This window comes from Paenibacillus sp. ACRRY (assembly GCF_022346995.1).
Classification (GTDB): Bacteria; Bacillota; Bacilli; order Paenibacillales; family Paenibacillaceae; genus Paenibacillus.
The window spans coordinates 26,506-45,793 of sequence record NZ_JAKRNM010000002.1; the positions used below are offsets into that span (position 1 = coordinate 26,506).

The window sequence follows — 19,288 nt, forward strand, 5'->3', positions numbered from 1 at the left end:
GTACAGCTCCCGTAAGTACAACGCCTTTCAATACATCGTCTTCACGCAACCGCGCTGTGAAAGTAATGGTCTTGGCCTACTTGCACAGAACGGAAATTCACATAAGAGGAGTTTGGTTATGAAAAGAAGTCATCATTGCGGCGCGTTAACGACCGCACACATCGGCGAAACCGTAACATTGAACGGCTGGGTACAGACCCGCCGTGACCTGGGGGGCGTACTGTTTATCGATCTGCGTGACCGCAGCGGTATTGTACAAGTGGTATTTAACCCGGCTTACTCCGGCGAAGCTCTGCAAATTGCTGACCGGGTACGTAGTGAGTATGTTATCGCCGTATCAGGTAAAGTGGTTAAACGTGATGAAGAGACCGTGAACAAAAACCTGCCTACAGGTGAAATTGAAGTTCAGATTACGGAAATCGAAGTGCTGAACGCGGCAAAAACACCGCCATTCTTCATTGAAGATGGTGTGGAAGTTGATGAGTCCCTTCGCTTGAAATATCGTTATCTGGATCTGCGTCGTCCGGAAATGTACGAAACACTGAAATTGCGTTCCAAAGCGTCCAAAGTATTCCGTGACTACCTGGATGGGGAAGAGTTTGTTGAAGTGGAAACACCGATTCTTACGAAGAGCTCCCCGGAAGGTGCGCGTGACTATCTCGTACCAAGCCGTGTGCATGAAGGTGAATTCTTCGCCCTGCCGCAATCTCCGCAAATCTACAAACAATTGCTGATGGTCGGCGGACTTGAGCGTTATTATCAAATCGCCCGCTGTTTCCGGGATGAGGATCTGCGTGCAGACCGTCAACCTGAGTTCACACAAGTCGACATCGAGACATCCTTCCTGGAACAGGATGACCTGCTGCCAATGATGGAAGAGCTGATGGCCAAATTGCTGCGTGAAACGAAAGGCATTGAGCTTGAGCTGCCATTCCAGCGGATTACGTATGCAGATGCGATGGGTAAATACGGTTCAGACAAGCCGGATCTGCGCTTTGGCATGGAGCTGGTGGAAATGAACGATATCGTAGCGAACAGTGGTGTGAAAGTCTTTGCTTCTGTCATCGAAAAAGGTGGAGAAGTGAAAGTGCTGAATGCTAAAGGGTGTGGCACGTGGAGCCGCAAAGAGATCGACGATCTCGGACCATTCGCAGCACGTTACGGTGCAAAAGGTCTGGCGTGGATTCAAGTGAAAGACGGCGAATTCAAAGGCCCAATCGTGAAATTCTTTACACCGGAAGAGATTGAAGCGGTGAAAGAACGCACTGGCGCTGAAGAAGGCGACTTGCTGCTCTTCTCTGCCGACAACAAAAAAGTGGTTGCAGACGTTCTGGGTGCACTGCGTTTGAAAATTGGTCGTCAACTTTGTCTGATCGATGACAGCAAATTCAAATTTGCCTGGGTTGTGGACTTCCCACTTCTTGGATATGATGAAGATGCGAAGCGTTACGTGGCAGAACATCACCCGTTCACTCGTCCAAAAGACGAAGATGTTGCTCTGTTCGATACTGATCCGGGTGCGATTCGTGCTCAAGCTTATGACCTTGTTCTGAATGGTTATGAAGTAGGTGGCGGTTCAATGCGTATCTACAAACGTGACGTGCAAGAGAAAATGTTTGCAGCCCTTGGACTTTCTCCTGAAGTATCCAATGAGAAATTCGGTTATCTGCTTGAAGCCTTCGAATACGGAACTCCACCACATGGCGGTATCGCCTTTGGTCTTGACCGTCTCGTTATGCTGCTGGCAGGCCGTACAAACCTGCGTGAAACCATTGCCTTCCCGAAAACGGCAAGTGCAACCGATCTGCTCATGAACGCACCTTCTGAAGTGGACGGAGCCCAGTTGGAACAACTTCATATCCGTGTAGCCCGTAAACCGGTGGCGGAAAAGAAATAAAGGAGGCATCGATTCTCAATGCTCCATCAATTTTCAAGAACAGAGCTGGCAATCGGACCTGAAGGTCTGGATGCTTTGAAAAATAGTACAGTTGCCGTGCTTGGTATTGGCGGCGTGGGCGGCATAGCCGTTGAAGCCCTTGCTCGCAGCGGGGTTGGACGCATCATCCTGATCGATAAGGATGTGGTGGACATCACCAACGTTAACCGCCAGATTCACGCGTTGACCACGACCGTTGGTCAGAAAAAAGCCGATCTGATGGTGGACCGGGTCAAGCTCATTAACCCTGAGATTGATGCCATCGCCTTGAACATGTTTTACACGGAAGAAACGTATGAGGAACTCTTTAAATATGAACTGGATTATGTCCTGGATGCATCTGACACGATCATCTACAAAATCCATCTCATCAAGGAATGCCTCAAACGTAAAATTCCGGTGATCTCCAGCATGGGTGCGGCGAACAAAATGGACCCTACGAAATTCCAGGTTGCGGATATTTCCAAAACGTCCATGGACCCGATTGCCCGTGTGGTTCGCACAAAACTGCGCAAAGAAGGCATCAAAAAAGGGGTCAAAGTGGTCTTTTCTACCGAGGAGCCATTAAAGCCGCGTGAAGATGTTACTCAAAAGATCGTTCCTGAGAACGCACCGGAAATTCGCAAGGCGAAACAGCCTCCAGCGAGCAACGCGTTTGTTCCTCCGGTAGCTGGCCTGATCATGGTCAGTGTGGCAGTCAAGGAATTGATTGAAAATGCAGCGAAAAAACAACAGTAACCTGTTGAGCAAAAAGCGTAGGTGCCTACAAGGCGCCTGCGCTTTTTTTATAGTCATCACGTGATGTACTTCAATCTCAAAACCGTGTATGATATGTGGTGCTGCGCGAAATGATGATAAATATATAGAGAAATGGCAGTGTACATAGAGAGAGGGGAACAGAACGGATGAAACAAGGTTGGATGACCAGACGTCTCGGTGTGGAGCCGGGGGACCAGTGGAAAAAAGAGATTGTGGCGGGAGCCATCTCCTATTTTGCTGTCGTTTATATCGTGATGGTCAATGCTACAATTCTGGCAGATGCCGGCATGCCTTTACAGGCAGCGATGGTAGGCACACTGCTGACGTCTATTGCGGGTTGCTTGCTGATGGCATTCGGAGGTAAGTCACCTATTGTGGTTGTACCCGGAATGGGGATCAATGCATTTTTTACGTACACACTCGTACATTCCATGAAGCTGAGCTGGCAGGAAGCACTGGCCGTGGTGGCCGTTACAGGTGTACTATTTGCAATCGTTGCATTTACATCACTATATAAATTGATTAGCGAGGCCATACCGAAGAACCTGCAGCATGGAATTACGGTGGGAATTGGCTTGTTTTTGACCTTTATTGGTTTGCAAAAAAGCGGAATTGTTATCGCTCATCAGACCACGTTTGTAGCGATTGGGCATTTCAATGATCCCAATGTCATTACGGCCTGTGTAACACTGGTGCTTGCCGTGATTCTATTCATACGTAATATTCAGGGCGGGCTTCTCATCAGTATTTTGATCGGCACTGGACTTGCCTATGTGCTAGGTGCAGTGAATCCAGGTGAACCAGTGTCCGCGATGGAAGCGCTGCGTCAATACGGCGGGTTGTTTGGCGAATTGTCTCTTATGAAGCTGGCAGATGTGGCGTTCTGGATTGCTGTCTTTTTGCTGCTACTGATTGTGGTATTCGAGAATATCGGATTGATTACCGCTCAGACGCAAATGATTGGTCGCCCGCAGCGTTTCAAAGGCAGCCTGCGCGCTCTGTCGATCAGTACGGTATTGGCAGGTATATTCGGGAGCAGTCCTCCTGTAGCTGCGGCAGAGACCACGGCCGGGATTGCAGCAGGCGGACGCACGGGCTTGACACCGCTCGTTACAGCCGTATTGTTCGGGGCCACTTTTTTCTTCATTCCGCTGCTAGGGTATATTCCAGACAGTGCAATAGCACCCATTTTGATCATCATTGGCGGTTTGATGGTGCAAGGTGTGAAGGATATGGACTTTGGTGACTTTACAGAGGCATTCCCGGCATTTCTTATTATGGTGATGATTCCCTTTACGTATAGCATTGTGGACGGCATGGCGTTTGGTTTCATTGCCTATCCACTGGCGAAGCTGGCCGCAGGTCAGGGGAAACAGGTGCCCGTGGTCATGTATGGCATTGCCATTCTGTTTCTGGCCAACTTTGTACTGCATGGCGTATTGTAATCAGTTGGGACGTACGGAGAAATCATTCGTGTGATGGCTAGTGAACAGGTGGAGAACGGAGGAACGGGGAATGGAAGAGAAGGAACTGACGAAACAGACGAAACAGACGGACCGGGTTGAACCGAAGCTTGGGAAAAAAGGATTTAAAGATTTCGTGAAGCTGATTGCTTCCACAGAACCTCCCAAACTCATTTTGATCGTCGCATTGATTCTGACCCTCATTCAGACTACGGCCGGGTTAATTGTCCCACTGATGACCAAAGGGCTGGTTGATGGACTAACGATGTCTGCACTTAATAAATCCGTCATTTTTCTGCTGCTTGGCGCTTTTGTCATTCAGGCGATTGCTTCAGGCATCAGCATCTATATGTTGAATTATGCAGGACAACGCGTGGTTGCAACGCTGCGAACGAAGCTGTGGAACAAAGTGTTATCCCTGCCAATGCCGTATTTTGATCGTAATCGTACAGGGGATACGATGAGCCGTATCACTAATGATACAAGCCAAATCATGACGCTGATTGCCGATTATCTGGTCTCCTTTGTATCCAATATCGTTGCGGTGGTGGGCGGGGTGGCTCTGCTATTCTATCTGGATTGGGTCATGTCACTCATCATTCTGAGCTTGGTACCGTTAACGCTGCTGATTCTGCTGCCCGTTGGACGTAAAATGTACAAAATCTCCAAAAAGCAGCAGGATGAGATGGCTGGCCTCACTTCCGTGCTGAGCCAGGTTATTGGCGAGATTCGATTGGTAAAAGCATATGGTACCGAAAAACAGGAGGCGGAAGCGGGACATTCCCGAATTGGCAAAATGTTCGCTTTTGGTTTGCAGGAGGCAAGAATTCTGGCGTTGATCGGACCGCTCTTTACCTTTGTCATGACCGCTGTATTGGTTGTTATTCTGGGGGTTGGCGGTATGCGGGTAGCATCCGGGATGTTATCACCCGGGGAACTGGTGGCCTTTATCCTGCTGCTGTTTCAGGTTATTATGCCGATGGGGCAGTTCACGACACTGTATTCGCGCTTGCAAAAAGTGGTCGGTGCAACCGAACGCATTCAGGCTATTCTTGCACATGAAGAAGAACCAAGACACAGTGTGAAGTCAGCTCCAAAGGGCAACGAGACGATTGCATTCAATAACCTGCATTTCTCCTATGTCACAGGTGAAGAAGTACTGCATGGCATTCAACTGACCGTTCCAGCGCGTAGAGTGACGGCGATTGTCGGTCCGAGCGGCAGCGGTAAATCAACCCTATTCTCGCTGCTTGAGCAGTTTTACCTTCCCGGTTCGGGTAACATAACCTACGGTGGACAGGATATAAGGGATTATACGCTCGCTTCCTGGCGCAGCAAGATCGGATATGTTTCACAGGAGAGTCCGCTAATGGCAGGTACCATCAAGGACAACATTACCTATGGGCTTGGACGAGAAGCAAGTATGGACGAGATCCGGCATGCCGCAGACATGGCATATTCCTCCACATTTATTGATAACTTGCCCCAAGGTTACGAGACCGAGGTGGGGGAACGTGGAATCAAGCTTTCGGGCGGTCAGCGTCAGCGCATTGCCATAGCCAGGGCACTGCTGCGCAGTCCGGATATCCTCATGCTTGATGAGGCAACGTCCAGTCTGGACAGTACTTCGGAACATGAAGTGCAGCAAGCCCTTTCGAATTTGATGGAGGGACGGACAACCGTTGTAATTGCGCATCGTTTGTCTACAGTCGTGGATTCGGATCAGATTGTGGTACTGGAGCAGGGCCATGTCACCGGGACGGGTACACATGCAGAGCTAATCAGCACGCATCCGGTATATCGTGAGCTGGCTCAGAAACAGTTTGTGGCACAAGATGGGAAGCCAGAGCCCGAGGAGTATTAATTGATAACGATGTGAACCGTTGTTCTCTCGTCTTAAAGGGACGGGAACAGCGGTTCATTTGTCTTTTCGTCCTGTTAGCTGTAGCTTTTTGCCATTCAATATGATATAGTGGGTATCCTTTTGTGTCGTCAGATTGGCTATGCAGAGCAAACATAATTCTTAGGAGGTAACTGAAATATGTCAGACAGCTTTCAAAGTGCCTATCAAGAAGAAGAGTACAGGTTAGAGCGAACGATGGAGGAAGTGGATCGTCAGCTGGAGCGGCTGAAGAATATACCGGTATATACTGGCCACGATTTCACCGAACAAGTGCTGGAAGCCGGACGCGAAGAGCGCCGCACCGCCTTGTCCAAGAGCGCGCAGCAACCCTATTTCGGACGCTTGGATTTCGAAGAACAGGGCAGCGGGGAACGGAAGCCGCTGTACATTGGCAAAGTCGGCGTAGACCGCGAAGAGGTGGGAGAGCATCCGCTCGTCATCGATTGGCGTGCTCCGGTCGCGAGCCTGTTTTACTCATTTACGGGAGGGGAAGCCTCCGCAACCTACGATGCACCGGAAGGTTTGATTGAAGGCCTGGTCTATCTGAAACGCAACGTGGTTATCCGGCAGCGGATATTGGAGCGTGTTGCGGATACATATAACCGGGATAGCGATCAGCCGGCCGTATCGGATGAGTTTCTCGTCTATCGGCTGGGAGAGAACAAGGATAACAAGCTTCGTGACATCGTATCCACCATTCAGGCAGAACAGGATCAGATCATTCGTGCCGCAAGGAACACGGCTTTGATCATCCAGGGTGTGGCGGGTTCGGGAAAAACAACCGTTGCCCTGCACCGGCTGGCCTTTTTGCTGTATCAGTACAAAGAGCAGGTATCTGCGGAGAAGATGGTTATCTTCGCACCCAACCACATGTTCCTCGATTACATCTCGGATGTACTCCCGGAACTCGGTGTTGGAGATATTCAGCAGCGCACGTTCCCGGATTGGGCGATGAATCTGCTGGGATTGGAGATGCCACTGGCAGATACGTCGGAGACTTTGAATACCTGGTTTGAAACGCCGGAAGCACGTCCCGAATTGAATGATGACGTACCTGGGCGCTATAAGGGCTCGGTACGCTTCATGAAACTCATTCAGGAATGGCTGTCAGGCATGGAGGAGGAATCGGTACCCGATCTGGACTTCACTCCCTGGGACGGTGCGGTACTTAGCAAGGCAGAGATCGAAAGCTGGTTTAGCGAAGAATATAAGCACTATCCACTGGCTAAACGTAAGGAGCGCGTGATGGCGCGGATCCACCGCTGGATCGAAATGGAGCTCAAGAAGCCTTGTCCCGAGAGCGTGCGCAAAGAACGCAAGAAGAAAGCAGCGACGCGTGAAAAAGCATACGCCAAAAAGTGGCCCCAATATGAACCGCTTACGTTGTATAAACAGCTGTTCAAGGCCGCTAAGGGTGGCGCAGTGCCTGCTTCACTAAGCAGTCTTATTCCCAAAGGTGTGATGAAGCAGACGACAGCAGATCTGAAGCAGGATGTTATTCGTGAAGAGGATCTGCCTGCACTCGTGTATATTCACACACTTATTCATGATATAGAAGGAACGGAACGATTCGATCATGTCGTGATTGATGAAGCTCAGGATTTCTCGCCATTCCACGTCGCTCTGTTGGATCTGTTTGTCAAAGGACATTCCTTCACCATCCTGGGTGACTTGTCCCAAGGCATTCATGAGTATCGCGGGGTTCATACATGGGAAGAGATGAGCACCCTGTTCCCCGACGAGCAGAATGCATATTTTGCCTTGACCCGGAGCTATCGTTCCACCATGGAAATTATTGATTATGCCAATACGATACTGGAACGTGGGGTCAGAAGCGGGATTACAGCCATTCCTGTATTCCGGAGCGGAGATCCGGTTCGAACATTAGCCTATGAGGGTGAAGGAAGGACGAAGAGTCTTGATCGGGCTTTGAAGCTGTTGACGGTGAAAGACTACCGAACAGTATCCATTCTGACGCGTACCCTCCATGAAGCGGTTGAACTTCATCGTGAACTTCTGGATGCGGGCTGGGACCTGAACCTGATCGATGGCGGCAAAAAGCAGTACACAGGAGGACATTCCGTTTTACCTGTCTATCTGTCCAAGGGGCTAGAGTTTGATGCGGTTATTGTGGCAGATGCGGATGAGCAGCATTATCTGTCTAATGCGGGTGATGCCAAGCTGCTGTATGTGGGCTGTACAAGGGCATTGCACGAGTTGTGGCTCTTCCATGAAGGTGACCTGCCGTCTTATGCGACGGCAACACATCATTCGGAAGGCGAGCCGGTAACCATTCAGGGTTGGCCGGACAGTGATACCGAATAAGTATAAGCTAAGCATTGTGATATAAATAAATATAAGGCATGACGTTCATGGGCCAATCCCATAAGCGCATGCCTTTTTTATTTTTGTATGACAACTTTAACTTGCTGGAGAAGAATGTCTATGGAGTTCGGATGGATGGTCTTTCGTTTTCATTGTAGATGAACGACGGTTAACCAGAAAAATACCAACACCTATGAGTATGCCGCCAGCACCAACGAACCACTGAACCTGTTCCCCCAGTAAAATCCAGCTCGACAATACTCCAAAGAACGGGGTGAGAAACAGATAAGAACTGGTTTGGGCGGGGTCACTATGCTGCAGCAAATAAAACCAGAGTGAGAACTGGATTATGGAGCAAGCAAGCGTCAACCAGAGCAGCGCTGCGACCGAAGCTGCGTTCACAATAAAGTGAGGCTGTTCAGTACATGCGCTTAGCAGGAGCAGCACTGCGCCTCCAGCGAGCATTTGGTAAGCGGTAAGCACAAAGGTATCATAACGATCACCCCAGCGTTTAATAAGTAATGTGGAGACTGCGAAGCAGACCGCACCACCGATTCCAATCCAGGTTCCTGGACTAAAACTCATCTGCAAGCCAAAGGTTAACAGGATGCCCGCGAGGCCGAGGATAACACCCATCCATTGGCTGAAGCGATACGTTAACCCGTACAATAAAGCACTAATGATAATGACCAGCAGCGGATTGGTAAAGGTAAGAATGGCAGATTCACCGGATGTAATCCAGTTCATGCTGTAGTAGGCGCATCCCATCACTCCAGCAGATTGGAACAGGCCAATTAAAATGATTCTTAGCCAGGCTTGCCATCCTGCAGGTAAAGGGCGTTTCCGTAGAAACCAGGCCATCAGGCCACCTGCCAGTACGTAACGCATGCCCATGAGCAGGAACGGTGGAGCATACAACATGCCGATTTTGCCGACAGGAAAAGAAGTACCCATAATGAATGTCGTTAACAAGATCCATATTGTATATTTCAATGGTTTCATCGCTTGGCTGCCAGCTTTATTATCAGGGCTCATAACGTCTGACCGCCATCTACGGTAATCAGCTGTCCGGTCATGGATGGCTGTTCAAGTGCAGCACATATCATGTGCGCAATATCCTCAGGCGAGGAAATTCTCTGTAATAACAGCGAGCCACCGAGACGATTCATTCGTTCCTCGTTTCCGGCCCACCAATGGGTTGCAACGGCGCCAGGGACGATGGCATTCACCCGAATGAGAGGTGAGAGTGCGTGGGCAAGAGATAAGGTCAGGCCGTGAACTGCCGCTTTGGAGACCGCGTAAGGGAGAGAGGAGCCCGAACCTGTGCTGCCCGCAATACTGCCCAGGTTCACAATGGAGCCGCCGCCTGCCTGCTGCATTCCCTCCGTTACTGCACGAGCGCAATAAAACATGCCCTTCACGTTCACATCATACAGTTCATTCCAAACATCCTCCGTAACGGATTGCAGATCCTGCAGAGGTATGTGCCGGGTGATTCCAGCATTGTTAACAAGGGCAGTTATAGGGCCGTACATTTCGTTAACTGTCGCTATCATCTGCCTGACGTCCGTGTCACTAGCAACGTTGGCTTGAACAGCGAATGCCTGACCACCTTCATCCACGATCTGTTGAACCGTTTCCTCTGCCGCATCCCGAGAGCGAGAGTAGTTGACAGCGACCAACGCTCCCTTTTGAGCCAGCAGCAGACACACCGCACGTCCTATGCCTGTTCCGCCGCCTGTAATTAAGGCTACTCTGTTGTTCCAGTATGTCATGTTGAACACTCCTTATCATCATCCAGCTAGTGAACTGGTTTGGAATCTACATGAATTGTAGTCCTGTTTGCGCATGGAGTATAATGATTGTTAGTGAACTAGCCATCATTTTGAATGATGTCAGAAGTGAGGGATAAGATGGAGAGCGGAGATCTTCGAATATTTCAATGTGTGGCACAGGAAGGCAACTTGACGAAAGCTGCTTCGAAGCTGGGCTATGTGCAATCCAACGTCACGGCCCGGATCAGACATCTGGAAGCGGAGGTGGGCACCAAGCTGTTCATTCGTCACAACCGGGGAATGACGTTATCTCCAGCGGGAGAGATGCTAATGACTTATGCAGATAAAATCATTGGTATGCTGAACGATGCTTCCAAGGCGCTTCGGGCGACAAGTGTGCCATCGGGTCCATTGCGAATAGGCTCTACGCAGACTGCAGCTGCGGTGCGATTGCCTGAACTTTTTGCAGAATATTATAGGCAATATCCCAACGTATCTTTGTCACTGACTACTGGGAATTCGCAAACGCTAATAGACCAAGTTATCGGGTACGAATTGGAAGGTGCATTTATTGGTTGCGCCTGCGATCATCCCGAGATCGCGTCCCTGGATGTATTTGATGAAGAACTGTTTGTGGTTTCATCTGGTGTAATGCCAGAAGATGAGCTTACTCGTAAACCGATACTTGTCTACAGCATGGGGTGTTCCTACCGCCAGACGTTAGAGGAGTGGTTGCTATCCTGCGGGGTGAATCGCCCTATAATCATGGAATTTGGCACGCTGGAAGCCATTATTAGTGGCGTAGCATCGGGGATGGGAATCTCATTGTTACCGGAGATTGTTATTCGTCAGCAGATGAATAGCGGCATGCTTCGCAAGCATTCACTTCCCGCGGGCATGAGCCGGATGATGACTCGTTTTATTACACGCAAGGATGCGTTTGTCAGCAGTGCGCTCGGTGCATTTATGGCTATGCTGCCGCGGGATTATGATATGATAGAGAGTAGAGATTATTCAGGTGTTTAGATCCAATTTAGGATAGGTAATCCGTTAAGGAAGTGATAAGCAGTGGATTTATTTTCGTTTCAACAGGACTCCAAGCCCCAGGCAAGACTGCTTGCTGATCGCATGCGACCAGAGCATCTTGATGAATATATTGGACAAGAACATATTATTGGACCAGGTAAGCTGCTGCGGCGTGCGATTGAAGCGGACCAGATTTCGTCAATCTTGTTATACGGTCCTCCCGGCTGTGGGAAGACGACGCTTGCCCACATCATCTCCAAGCATACACAGGGGGAGTTTGTTCGTCTGAATGCGGTAGACGCCTCGGTGAAGGATGTACGTGAAGTGATCGAGCAGGCACAGACAAACAAGCAGCTGTACGGAACCAAAACCATATTGTTCCTGGATGAGGTACACCGCTTCAACAGCTCCCGTCAGGATGCATTGCTGCCAGCAGTGGAGAAGGGCACCATCATATTTATCGGTGCTACGACAGAGAATCCATTTCACTATGTAAATGGAGCCTTGATGAGCCGTTCAACCCTCTTTCAGCTCGAGTCGCTGAACAAGGCACATTCGCTTATTGCGATGCGCCGTGCGCTGGCTGATTCCGATAAAGGGCTTGGATTCATGGAACTACAGGCAGATGACGAAGCCCTGGATCATATTGCGACAATGGCCAATGGAGACATTCGGCGTGCCCTTAATGCTCTGGAGCTGGCTGCGCTGACTACACCGCCTGAGAAGGATGGGTCTATCCATATTACGCTTGCCGTTGCGGAGGAGTCGATTCGTCGTCCGATTGTGAAGGCAGATGAGTCCACGCAATATGATGTGCTGTCTGCTTTTCACAAGAGCATTCGCGGTTCCAGTGATGCTGCATTATTCTGGTTTTTGTACGCAGTAGAGAAGCTTGGCATGGACCCGATGACATTTATCAGGCGTCTGATTGCCGCGAGCAGCGAAGATATCGGTCTGGCAAATCCACAAGCGATGACCCAGGCTATAGGTGCGCTGGATGCCTACCGTAATAACGGATGGCCGGAAGCGAAGCTGAATATTGCACAGGCCATTTTATTCGCAGTGGAGAGCCCGAAGTCGAATGCGGTATACACAGCCATATCGAAGGCAATGAGCGCAATCGATGAGGTGAAGTCGGCTGAGGTACCGCTCCATTTAAGGGACACCCATTATTCGGGAGCGGTGAAGCTGGGACATGAAGGTTATCAATACCCCCATAACTATCCGGGGCACTATGTGAAGCAGGAATATCTGCCCAAACAGCTCTCACGTAGAGTATTTTATGAAGCAACAGAGCAAGGCAATGAGTCGAAAATCAGGCTGAACCAACAGCGGAGAAAAGAGCTGTAAGATTGATGACCCTGGAGATGCATAAAACATGAAAGAGCTTCTGTATATAGGCGCTGGCGGATTTCTGGGTACACTGACCCGATATGCCATTCAATTGGGGATACCAGCTGCCAATGTGGGCTTTCCTTGGGCAGTACTGCTGATTAACGCGATAGGCAGCCTGTTTTTAGGCTGGTTCTTTACCGTCGCCGTCCCAGACAAAATAACACCACAACTTCGCCTTGCGATAGGCACCGGATTTACAGGTGCATTTACTACGTTTTCCACGTTTACGTTAGATATTGTCCGTCTATCCGAGGGCGGCATGTGGGCGAAGGCTGTTATGTATACATTGGTGAGTTTGCTCGCAGGTTTGCTCCTCTGTGCGTTGGGAATCAAGCTTGGACAGCTCATACGTGGGAAATCGTCACAGGATGGTGCAGCATGATGATCTGGATTGGACTTGCGGGTACATTAGGGGCCATCCTTCGTTACAGTCTGGGGCGATGGATCTCAGGAAAATTGGGCACAGCTATCCCATGGGGGACCTGGATCATTAATATCACCGGTTCTCTGCTCTTGGGCTTGTTATATGGATGGCATCAATCAGAAGTGATCTCCGATGGACTCTGGGTTGTGTGGGGCACCGGATTTTGCGGAGCCTATACAACGTTCTCGACCTTCGGGTATGAAACCATTCATTTGCTCACCATGAAACGTTATCCATCAGCTATTCTATATGTAGTAAGTTCCGTTTTACTGGGTGTAGCTGCCTCCTTTGCTGGCGTTTGGTTCACGGCTTAACCAAAAATTTTAAATGTTTTTCAGGAAAAAGCAGGAAAAAAGCCATCCTTCATGGTATACATGAAAGATGGCTTTTATGATGGGAATACAGGGTATTCCACATCATCTATACATATTGGAGGCTTTCCTGATTATTGCATCGCTGGTACAGGTACTTTTTGAACCTGATCAATCGTGCCACCGCCGAGACAAACATCACCATCATAGAATACAACAGCTTGTCCTGGCGTAATCGCTTTTTGTTGTTGATCGAACTGTACATCCACGCTTCCATCTTCCTGCCAAGTCAGAGTAACACCTTGATCCGGTTGACGATAACGGAATTTGGCGGTGCAGCGGAAAGGTACGTTAGGCACTTGATCAGCACCAGCAATCCAGTTAACGCCAGTAGCCGTTAAACCTGTTGAGTACAGGCTCGCGTGCGCATCGCCTTGAACCACAAGCAGCTGGTTTTTCTCCAGATCCTTATCTGCCACGAACCATGGTTCACCATTGCCGGAGCCGCCAATGCCCAGACCTTGACGCTGTCCGAGGGTGTAATACATCAGTCCGTCATGACGGCCTTTTACTTCACCTGTTACAATATCAACCATGTCTCCGCCTTTGGCAGGAAGGTAGTTGCTCAGGAATTCCTTGAAGTTGCGCTCGCCGATAAAGCATACACCTGTGCTGTCTTTTTTCTTAGCCGTGTACAGACCTGCCGCTTCAGCAATTTTCCGTACTTCCGGTTTAGGAAGATGGCCGATCGGGAACATCGCTTTGGATAGCTGGTTCTGGCTTAGTGCATTAAGGAAGTAGGTTTGGTCCTTGTTGCTATCCACGCCTCGCAGCAGTTTGAACGTGCCGTCTTCTTCGATAAGGCGAGCATAGTGCCCTGTGGCAACATAGTCTGCGCCCAAATCAAGCGCCTTGTTCAGGAATTCCCCAAATTTGATCTCGCGATTGCACATGACATCTGGATTTGGAGTCCGACCTGACTTATATTCATCAAGGAAATAGGTAAATACTTTATCAAAGTACTCTTTCTCGAAGTTGACAGTGTAATAAGGAATGCCGATCTGTTCACAAACCCGGCGAACGTCCTCTGAATCTTCCTCAGCGGTACAGTGGCCGAATTCGTCCGTGTCATCCCAGTTTTTCATGAAAATGCCGATGACATCGTATCCCTGCTCTTTCAGCAGCAAGGCGGTAACGGAAGAATCGACACCTCCGGACATGCCAACGACGACCCGAGTGTTCTCAATTGTTTTGGACATCGTTATCACCATTTCTATATATAAATGTGTTTCGTTTCTATTCTAGCATAACCGGACTCAAGTTACGATACACCCGGCCAATTTTGGATAGTGTCCACTCCAGGCGCACAATTTGGAATATCGTCAATCTTTGTTTTCCATAAAGCTTGCAGATATGATAACATTAGCTGAGGGTTATGATCGGAATACGGAGGATTACGTGCATGAGATCTGTATGATTCATATCCCGCTGTGGCGGATCATGAAAAGACGGTCTTCAATCACGCCAAGTATATAGTTTAATTGTTTTTCTGAAAATTGAAAGAGGTGACTCCTTTGAAAATATCGACAAAAGGCCGTTATGGGCTAACTATCATGATGGAGCTGGCAGCCAGAACTGGCGAAGGCCCTACATCCCTTAAAAGCATCGCGGAGCGCAACCAGCTCTCGGAACATTATCTGGAGCAGCTGATCGCACCGCTGCGCAATGCCGGACTCGTTAAGAGTATCCGTGGAGCATACGGCGGTTATATCTTGGCAGGAGATCCAGCGACAGTGACTGCAGGAGACGTGATTCGTGTACTGGAGGGTCCGATCTCCCCAGTGGACTTCACCGAGGAAGATGATCCGGCCAAACGGGATCTATGGCTGCGCATTCGTGACAGCATTGCAGAGGTGCTTGATTCTACAACGCTCAAAGACCTGATTACATTCCAAGATCAGGAACAAAAAGACAGCTACATGTTCTATATCTGATCAAGGTTGATTACGGAACATTCAGCCACACACTAAAGCCCCCATTATGGGGGCTTTAGCCATGCAAAGCAACATTTTATACAAATGAATCATATGGAATTTTAACATATAACGGGGTGAATTCAATGAACAGAATTTATTTGGACCACGCTGCATCCACGCCCATGCATCCGCAGGTAGCGGAAGCGATGATGAAAGTCATGACAGGTCAATATGGCAATGCTTCGAGCATACATTCTTTTGGACGGGATGCGAAGCGGACGGTTAGCGGAGCAAGGGACAGTATTGCGGCTTCCTTGGACTGTTTCCCGGATGAACTTGTATTTACGAGTGGTGGCACGGAAAGTGATAATCTGGCAATCTTTGGCGCCGTTTCTGCACGAAAAGATCAGGGGAAACACGTGATTACAACGGTGATCGAACATCATGCGGTTCTTCACAGCTGCCAGGAGCTTGAACGTCAAGGTTATGAGGTTACCTATCTGCCTGTAGATGAGCATGGAAGAATAAGTTTGGATGAGCTTCAGGAGGCTATTCGTCCGGATACGGTACTGATTACGATGATGCTTGCCAATAACGAGGTAGGAACGATTCAGCCCATCCGCGAAATAGGAGAACTGGCACGGAAGCATCAGATTTTATTTCATACCGACGCAGTGCAGGCTCTGGGCACTCAAAATATCTCTTGTAAAGATCTACCGGTTGACTTGATCAGTTTCTCTGCGCATAAAATTAATGGGCCCCAAGGCGTAGGGGCACTTTATGTACGTCGTGGCATTGTACTCGAAGCCAAATCCCATGGAGGACTGCAAGAGCGTCAGCGCCGAGCAGGTACGGAGAATATAGCAGGAATTGCCGGGTTTGCAGAGGCACTCAACATTGCGACAGCTCAAGCAGAGACGTATCGTCAGCATGATCTGGAATTACGGAACCTTTTGTTAAAACAGCTGGAAATCCATGTGGGCAAAGCCCATTTTCACGTGAACGGTCATCCCGAATATACGCTTCCCAACATTCTGAATATCAGTTTTCCTGATGTATCTACAGAAACCATGTTAATGAACCTGGATATGGAAGGCATCGCGGTTGCGAGCGGTTCTGCTTGTACATCAGGCTCTCTGGAAGTATCTCATGTACTCAAAGCAATGATGCTGCCGGAGGCATTTTTGCATTCAGCGATTCGTTTTAGCTGGGGATTGGGTAATACTACGGAAGAAATCATGAAAACCGCCGAAAAAATTGGAACCATTCTTGAACGTCTGCGTAATAGACCCTAAGGGGCTCTTTTGCACATGGAACAAAAGGAGGGAAGAAGTTCCATTTCATCGGTTAGATAGAAGCGGTTTTGATGATCGGCGTCTGATTGCCACTCATCAACTTTGGGCATACCTAGCAATAGCGCCGCGCCTATTTAATGATAAGAAGATGAGGAGGACCCTGCGATGAAGCTTCAGGAAATGATCGGACTAGCCGTTTTTGATGTCGAGGACGGGAAACAGGTCGGTAAAATCCAGGATTTCATTGTTAGTGACGATTGGAAAATTGAAGGCATTGAACTTGAGAACAAAGGCCTGTTTACCAATCATGTCAAAATCGTGCAGTGGCAAGACATTGTTGCCTACGGCGAAGATGCCGTCATGATCCGTAATCAACAGGCTGTCCGCAAGACGGGAGCCGACGACATAAAACACACGTATCTTCTTGGCCAGTCTAAATTGAAAGAGATGTCCGTGCTGACCGAAGAAGGTTTGCTGCTTGGACGAGTCTCCGATGTTTATTTTGACCAAGAGTTGGGAAATACAATAATAGGGATTGAAATTACGGACGGTTTTGTGTCCGATCTGATCGAGGGCCGTAAATGGCTGCCATGTACAAGCGATATGTCTATCGGGGAAAGTGCCATTATGGTGCCTCCACTGAGTGAGCAGCGCTTGGAAAATGCCATTCATTCTGTTAATGGATAGGTGAATGTATATGAAATGTCCAAATTGTAGTTCCAAAGATATCGGGAAAATTGGTTCTCACCAGTTCTATTGCTGGGGTTGCTTTATTGAATTGAACGTAAACGGTGAGAAAATGTCTGTATATCAAGTTGAAGAAGATGGAACGCTCAGCTCGCTTGACGATCTGTTCTTCGGGGAAGAGCTGCCACAGGACTTCCCGCATCTGCACGCATCTTCTTAAAATGCCAGTGAAACTTCCTCTATATGCGGTTTTGTGACAACAAACGTCACGGACCATGTCGCAAAGTGACGACAGATGTGTATAGATGACAGTTACATAGCAGTCTGCCAGCATGCATTAATGTATGCTGGGGCAGGCCTCAACATGCGTCTCCTTCCATTGGGAAGGAGACGTTTTTTGTTTTCTTATTTTCCACATCTGTGCGGGGTTAATAAATATTCCCTTTCCTACATATACTGACTCTCAGAGCCAGTCCAAAGGGGAGAGATGCAAGTGGAGCAATTAACCAAAAACAAGCTGTTCCGTTATGCCATCTGGCTGCTGCTCGGCTTGATCATTCTGTATTTTATATGGCTGCTGAGGCCCTTGCTGCTTCATATATACGGATTTCTGAAGACCGTACTGGCACCGTTTATCGTGGCCCTCATTATTTCCTATGTGCTTAATCCCATTGTAAGTATGTTGGGCGGACGGAAGGTGCCACGCTCCATCGCTGTTTTGCTGATCTATGCTTTTTTTCTCACCTGTATCGGCGTCATACTCATGAATGTCATTCCGGTGCTGATTGAGCAGCTTGAAGAACTGAACGAGCATATGCCAGAATTGTCGATGCGTGCCCAGAGCCTAATGAACAGCATGGATCATAAATTGATGCCACCAAGTGTACGCACAGGCATGAACAGCTGGTTCTTCCAGATGGAAGACCGTCTTACCCAAGGTATAACGATGCTGATGGACAATATCGGAGCCACGATCAATGTGCTGTTTAACGTATTTATCGTGCCGTTTCTCATTTTCTATATGTTAAAAGACTTTGAGGTGTTCGAACGCACGGTCGTTGCGTATCTGCCGCGTTCTCGCCGCAAAGCCATCGTATCGGTCATGAAAGAGATTGATACGGCACTCGGTAATTATATTCGGGGACAGTTCATCGTCTGTGTCATTGTTGGCATCTTCGCCTATATCGGTTACGTCGTTATTGATATGCCTTACGCGCTGCTGCTGGCAAGCATTGTGGCCGTATTTAATATTGTGCCATACCTTGGTCCCTTCTTGGGTGCGGCGCCAGCTGTAGTCATGGCTTCAACCGTATCTGTTAAAATGGTCCTGCTGGTGGTGATCGTAAACACACTATGTCAGGTACTGGAGAGCAACGTCATCTCCCCACAGGTTGTAGGCCGGACGCTGCATCTGCATCCATTGTCGATTATTTTTGCGCTGCTTGTAGGTGGAGAACTGGCAGGGATTGTAGGTCTTATTTTGGCGGTGCCTGTTTTTGCTGTTCTGAAAGTCATCGTGCAGCACTTTTTTGCCTATTACATCAAGCGAAGGACGGATTGAGAAAACGAGGGTGAGGCGTCTTTGGGGGTACATTGACACTCGCATGGCGTACCGATATAATAAAGTCACATGTTTTGAAAAATGAAATCGATGATGAAATGAAGTACGCCGGGGGTTCCTTTCCTCAGAGAATAGACTTCTTCGGATCAGATTCAGATCTGATTTCCGATGGCTGGAAGAGTCTTGAAAGTTGAAGCGGCGGAAAGCTGATTTCGGAGTGCAGGACAACCCTGCCGGGCGCGACCGTTATTCGCATCAACGAGGAGATTGCTGATTGACCCGGAACAAGGGACAGACAGCAATAACCAGGGTGGTACCGCGATAACATCGTCCCTGATATTTCAGGGGCGTTTTTTGTGTTTATTTTCGCAGTAACAACAATAAGAGCTTCAGTAGCAATGTTAACCAACCGGGGCTACATAGCACCGGACCATTATAATTAATTGGGGGCA

Annotated in this window: 17 protein-coding genes; 14 read left to right on the plus strand and 3 right to left on the minus strand. The window is 48.8% G+C overall.

Annotation, left to right across the window (positions count from 1 at the left end; genetic code table 11):
• Positions 1-118: 118 nt before the first annotated feature.
• The 5 genes from aspS (at position 119) to MH144_RS09385 (ending at position 8,386) form a co-directional block, all read left to right on the plus strand.
• Positions 119-1,897 carry an aspartate--tRNA ligase gene (aspS, locus tag MH144_RS09365; protein WP_239299351.1) on the plus strand — a complete coding sequence of 593 codons (1,779 nt, stop codon included), beginning with the start codon at positions 119-121 and terminating at the stop codon, positions 1,895-1,897.
• Between the two features lie 18 nt (positions 1,898-1,915).
• Complete coding sequence (locus MH144_RS09370; RefSeq protein WP_095289508.1) at positions 1,916-2,674, plus strand: tRNA threonylcarbamoyladenosine dehydratase; 759 nt, start codon at positions 1,916-1,918, stop codon at positions 2,672-2,674.
• Positions 2,675-2,841: 167 nt separating this feature from the next.
• Entirely contained in the window at positions 2,842-4,140 is a 1,299-nt protein-coding gene (locus tag MH144_RS09375; protein ID WP_239299352.1) for an NCS2 family permease, read from the plus strand.
• Between the two features lie 70 nt (positions 4,141-4,210).
• Positions 4,211-6,022: an ABC transporter ATP-binding protein gene (locus MH144_RS09380; protein WP_239299353.1), complete on the plus strand. Its 1,812-nt coding sequence runs from the start codon at positions 4,211-4,213 to the stop codon at positions 6,020-6,022.
• A 177-nt stretch (positions 6,023-6,199) separates the two neighbouring features.
• Positions 6,200-8,386 (plus strand): HelD family protein, encoded by a 2,187-nt coding sequence (locus MH144_RS09385; RefSeq protein ID WP_239299354.1) that lies wholly within the window; start codon positions 6,200-6,202, stop codon positions 8,384-8,386.
• A gap of 96 nt (positions 8,387-8,482) precedes the next feature.
• On the opposite strand, the gene MH144_RS09390 is transcribed toward MH144_RS09385, so the two are convergent.
• Together MH144_RS09390 and MH144_RS09395 are read right to left on the minus strand one after the other, a co-directional pair.
• Positions 8,483-9,358 (minus strand): DMT family transporter, encoded by an 876-nt coding sequence (locus tag MH144_RS09390; protein ID WP_481857344.1) that lies wholly within the window; start codon positions 9,356-9,358, stop codon positions 8,483-8,485.
• 59 nt (positions 9,359-9,417) lie between these two features.
• Positions 9,418-10,161 carry an SDR family NAD(P)-dependent oxidoreductase gene (locus MH144_RS09395; RefSeq protein WP_239299355.1) on the minus strand — a complete coding sequence of 248 codons (744 nt, stop codon included), beginning with the start codon at positions 10,159-10,161 and terminating at the stop codon, positions 9,418-9,420.
• A gap of 138 nt (positions 10,162-10,299) precedes the next feature.
• Here MH144_RS09395 and MH144_RS09400 point away from each other — a divergent pair, with 138 nt between their 5' ends.
• From MH144_RS09400 to crcB (MH144_RS09415), 4 genes are read left to right on the plus strand one after another with little or no spacing between them, the layout of a single operon-like run.
• Complete coding sequence (locus tag MH144_RS09400; RefSeq protein ID WP_239300527.1) at positions 10,300-11,187, plus strand: LysR family transcriptional regulator; 888 nt, start codon at positions 10,300-10,302, stop codon at positions 11,185-11,187.
• A 42-nt stretch (positions 11,188-11,229) separates the two neighbouring features.
• Positions 11,230-12,537, plus strand: coding sequence for an AAA family ATPase (locus tag MH144_RS09405; protein WP_183522171.1), 1,308 nt, complete (start codon positions 11,230-11,232; stop codon positions 12,535-12,537).
• A gap of 28 nt (positions 12,538-12,565) precedes the next feature.
• The gene (gene crcB, locus MH144_RS09410) at positions 12,566-12,964 is read left to right on the plus strand and encodes a fluoride efflux transporter CrcB (RefSeq protein ID WP_239299357.1); all 399 of its coding nucleotides are present in this window, start codon (positions 12,566-12,568) and stop codon (positions 12,962-12,964) included.
• On the plus strand, positions 12,961-13,320 hold the full coding sequence (gene crcB / locus MH144_RS09415; RefSeq protein WP_239299359.1) for a fluoride efflux transporter CrcB: 360 nt from the start codon (positions 12,961-12,963) through the stop codon (positions 13,318-13,320). Before crcB (MH144_RS09410) ends, crcB (MH144_RS09415) begins: the two co-directional genes overlap by 4 nt.
• Positions 13,321-13,451: 131 nt before the next feature.
• On the opposite strand, the gene mnmA is transcribed toward crcB (MH144_RS09415), so the two are convergent.
• Complete coding sequence (gene mnmA, locus MH144_RS09420) at positions 13,452-14,576, minus strand: tRNA 2-thiouridine(34) synthase MnmA (RefSeq protein WP_141236692.1); 1,125 nt, start codon at positions 14,574-14,576, stop codon at positions 13,452-13,454.
• Between the two features lie 315 nt (positions 14,577-14,891).
• Between mnmA and cymR the strand changes: the two genes are divergently transcribed.
• The 5 genes from cymR to MH144_RS09445 all read left to right on the plus strand — a co-directional run bounded on the left by cymR (position 14,892) and on the right by MH144_RS09445 (position 18,836).
• Positions 14,892-15,311, plus strand: coding sequence for a cysteine metabolism transcriptional regulator CymR (gene cymR, locus MH144_RS09425; protein ID WP_076287765.1), 420 nt, complete (start codon positions 14,892-14,894; stop codon positions 15,309-15,311).
• 125 nt (positions 15,312-15,436) lie between these two features.
• Complete coding sequence (locus tag MH144_RS09430) at positions 15,437-16,588, plus strand: cysteine desulfurase family protein (RefSeq protein ID WP_239299361.1); 1,152 nt, start codon at positions 15,437-15,439, stop codon at positions 16,586-16,588.
• Positions 16,589-16,753: 165 nt separating this feature from the next.
• Positions 16,754-17,275: a PRC-barrel domain-containing protein gene (locus MH144_RS09435; protein WP_095289518.1), complete on the plus strand. Its 522-nt coding sequence runs from the start codon at positions 16,754-16,756 to the stop codon at positions 17,273-17,275.
• A gap of 10 nt (positions 17,276-17,285) precedes the next feature.
• Positions 17,286-17,495 (plus strand): hypothetical protein, encoded by a 210-nt coding sequence (locus MH144_RS09440; protein WP_095289519.1) that lies wholly within the window; start codon positions 17,286-17,288, stop codon positions 17,493-17,495.
• A gap of 273 nt (positions 17,496-17,768) precedes the next feature.
• Complete coding sequence (locus tag MH144_RS09445; protein ID WP_183522167.1) at positions 17,769-18,836, plus strand: AI-2E family transporter; 1,068 nt, start codon at positions 17,769-17,771, stop codon at positions 18,834-18,836.
• Positions 18,837-19,288: the final 452 nt, after the last annotated feature.

What these genes read in the sequence shown, in the direction of transcription:
- MH144_RS09440 (WP_095289519.1), top strand. Translation starts at nt 17,286, where the DNA reads ATGAAATGTCCAAATTGTAGTTCCAAAGATATCGGGAAAATTGGTTCT.
- crcB (WP_239299359.1), top strand. Translation starts at nt 12,961, where the DNA reads ATGATGATCTGGATTGGACTTGCGGGTACATTAGGGGCCATCCTTCGT.
- MH144_RS09430 (WP_239299361.1), top strand. Translation starts at nt 15,437, where the DNA reads ATGAACAGAATTTATTTGGACCACGCTGCATCCACGCCCATGCATCCG.
- MH144_RS09395 (WP_239299355.1), bottom strand. Translation starts at nt 10,161, where the DNA reads ATGACATACTGGAACAACAGAGTAGCCTTAATTACAGGCGGCGGAACA.
- MH144_RS09435 (WP_095289518.1), top strand. Translation starts at nt 16,754, where the DNA reads ATGAAGCTTCAGGAAATGATCGGACTAGCCGTTTTTGATGTCGAGGAC.
- aspS (WP_239299351.1), top strand. Translation starts at nt 119, where the DNA reads ATGAAAAGAAGTCATCATTGCGGCGCGTTAACGACCGCACACATCGGC.
- mnmA (WP_141236692.1), bottom strand. Translation starts at nt 14,576, where the DNA reads ATGTCCAAAACAATTGAGAACACTCGGGTCGTCGTTGGCATGTCCGGA.
- MH144_RS09370 (WP_095289508.1), top strand. Translation starts at nt 1,916, where the DNA reads ATGCTCCATCAATTTTCAAGAACAGAGCTGGCAATCGGACCTGAAGGT.
- MH144_RS09380 (WP_239299353.1), top strand. Translation starts at nt 4,211, where the DNA reads ATGGAAGAGAAGGAACTGACGAAACAGACGAAACAGACGGACCGGGTT.
- MH144_RS09400 (WP_239300527.1), top strand. Translation starts at nt 10,300, where the DNA reads ATGGAGAGCGGAGATCTTCGAATATTTCAATGTGTGGCACAGGAAGGC.
- crcB (WP_239299357.1), top strand. Translation starts at nt 12,566, where the DNA reads ATGAAAGAGCTTCTGTATATAGGCGCTGGCGGATTTCTGGGTACACTG.
- MH144_RS09385 (WP_239299354.1), top strand. Translation starts at nt 6,200, where the DNA reads ATGTCAGACAGCTTTCAAAGTGCCTATCAAGAAGAAGAGTACAGGTTA.
- MH144_RS09375 (WP_239299352.1), top strand. Translation starts at nt 2,842, where the DNA reads ATGAAACAAGGTTGGATGACCAGACGTCTCGGTGTGGAGCCGGGGGAC.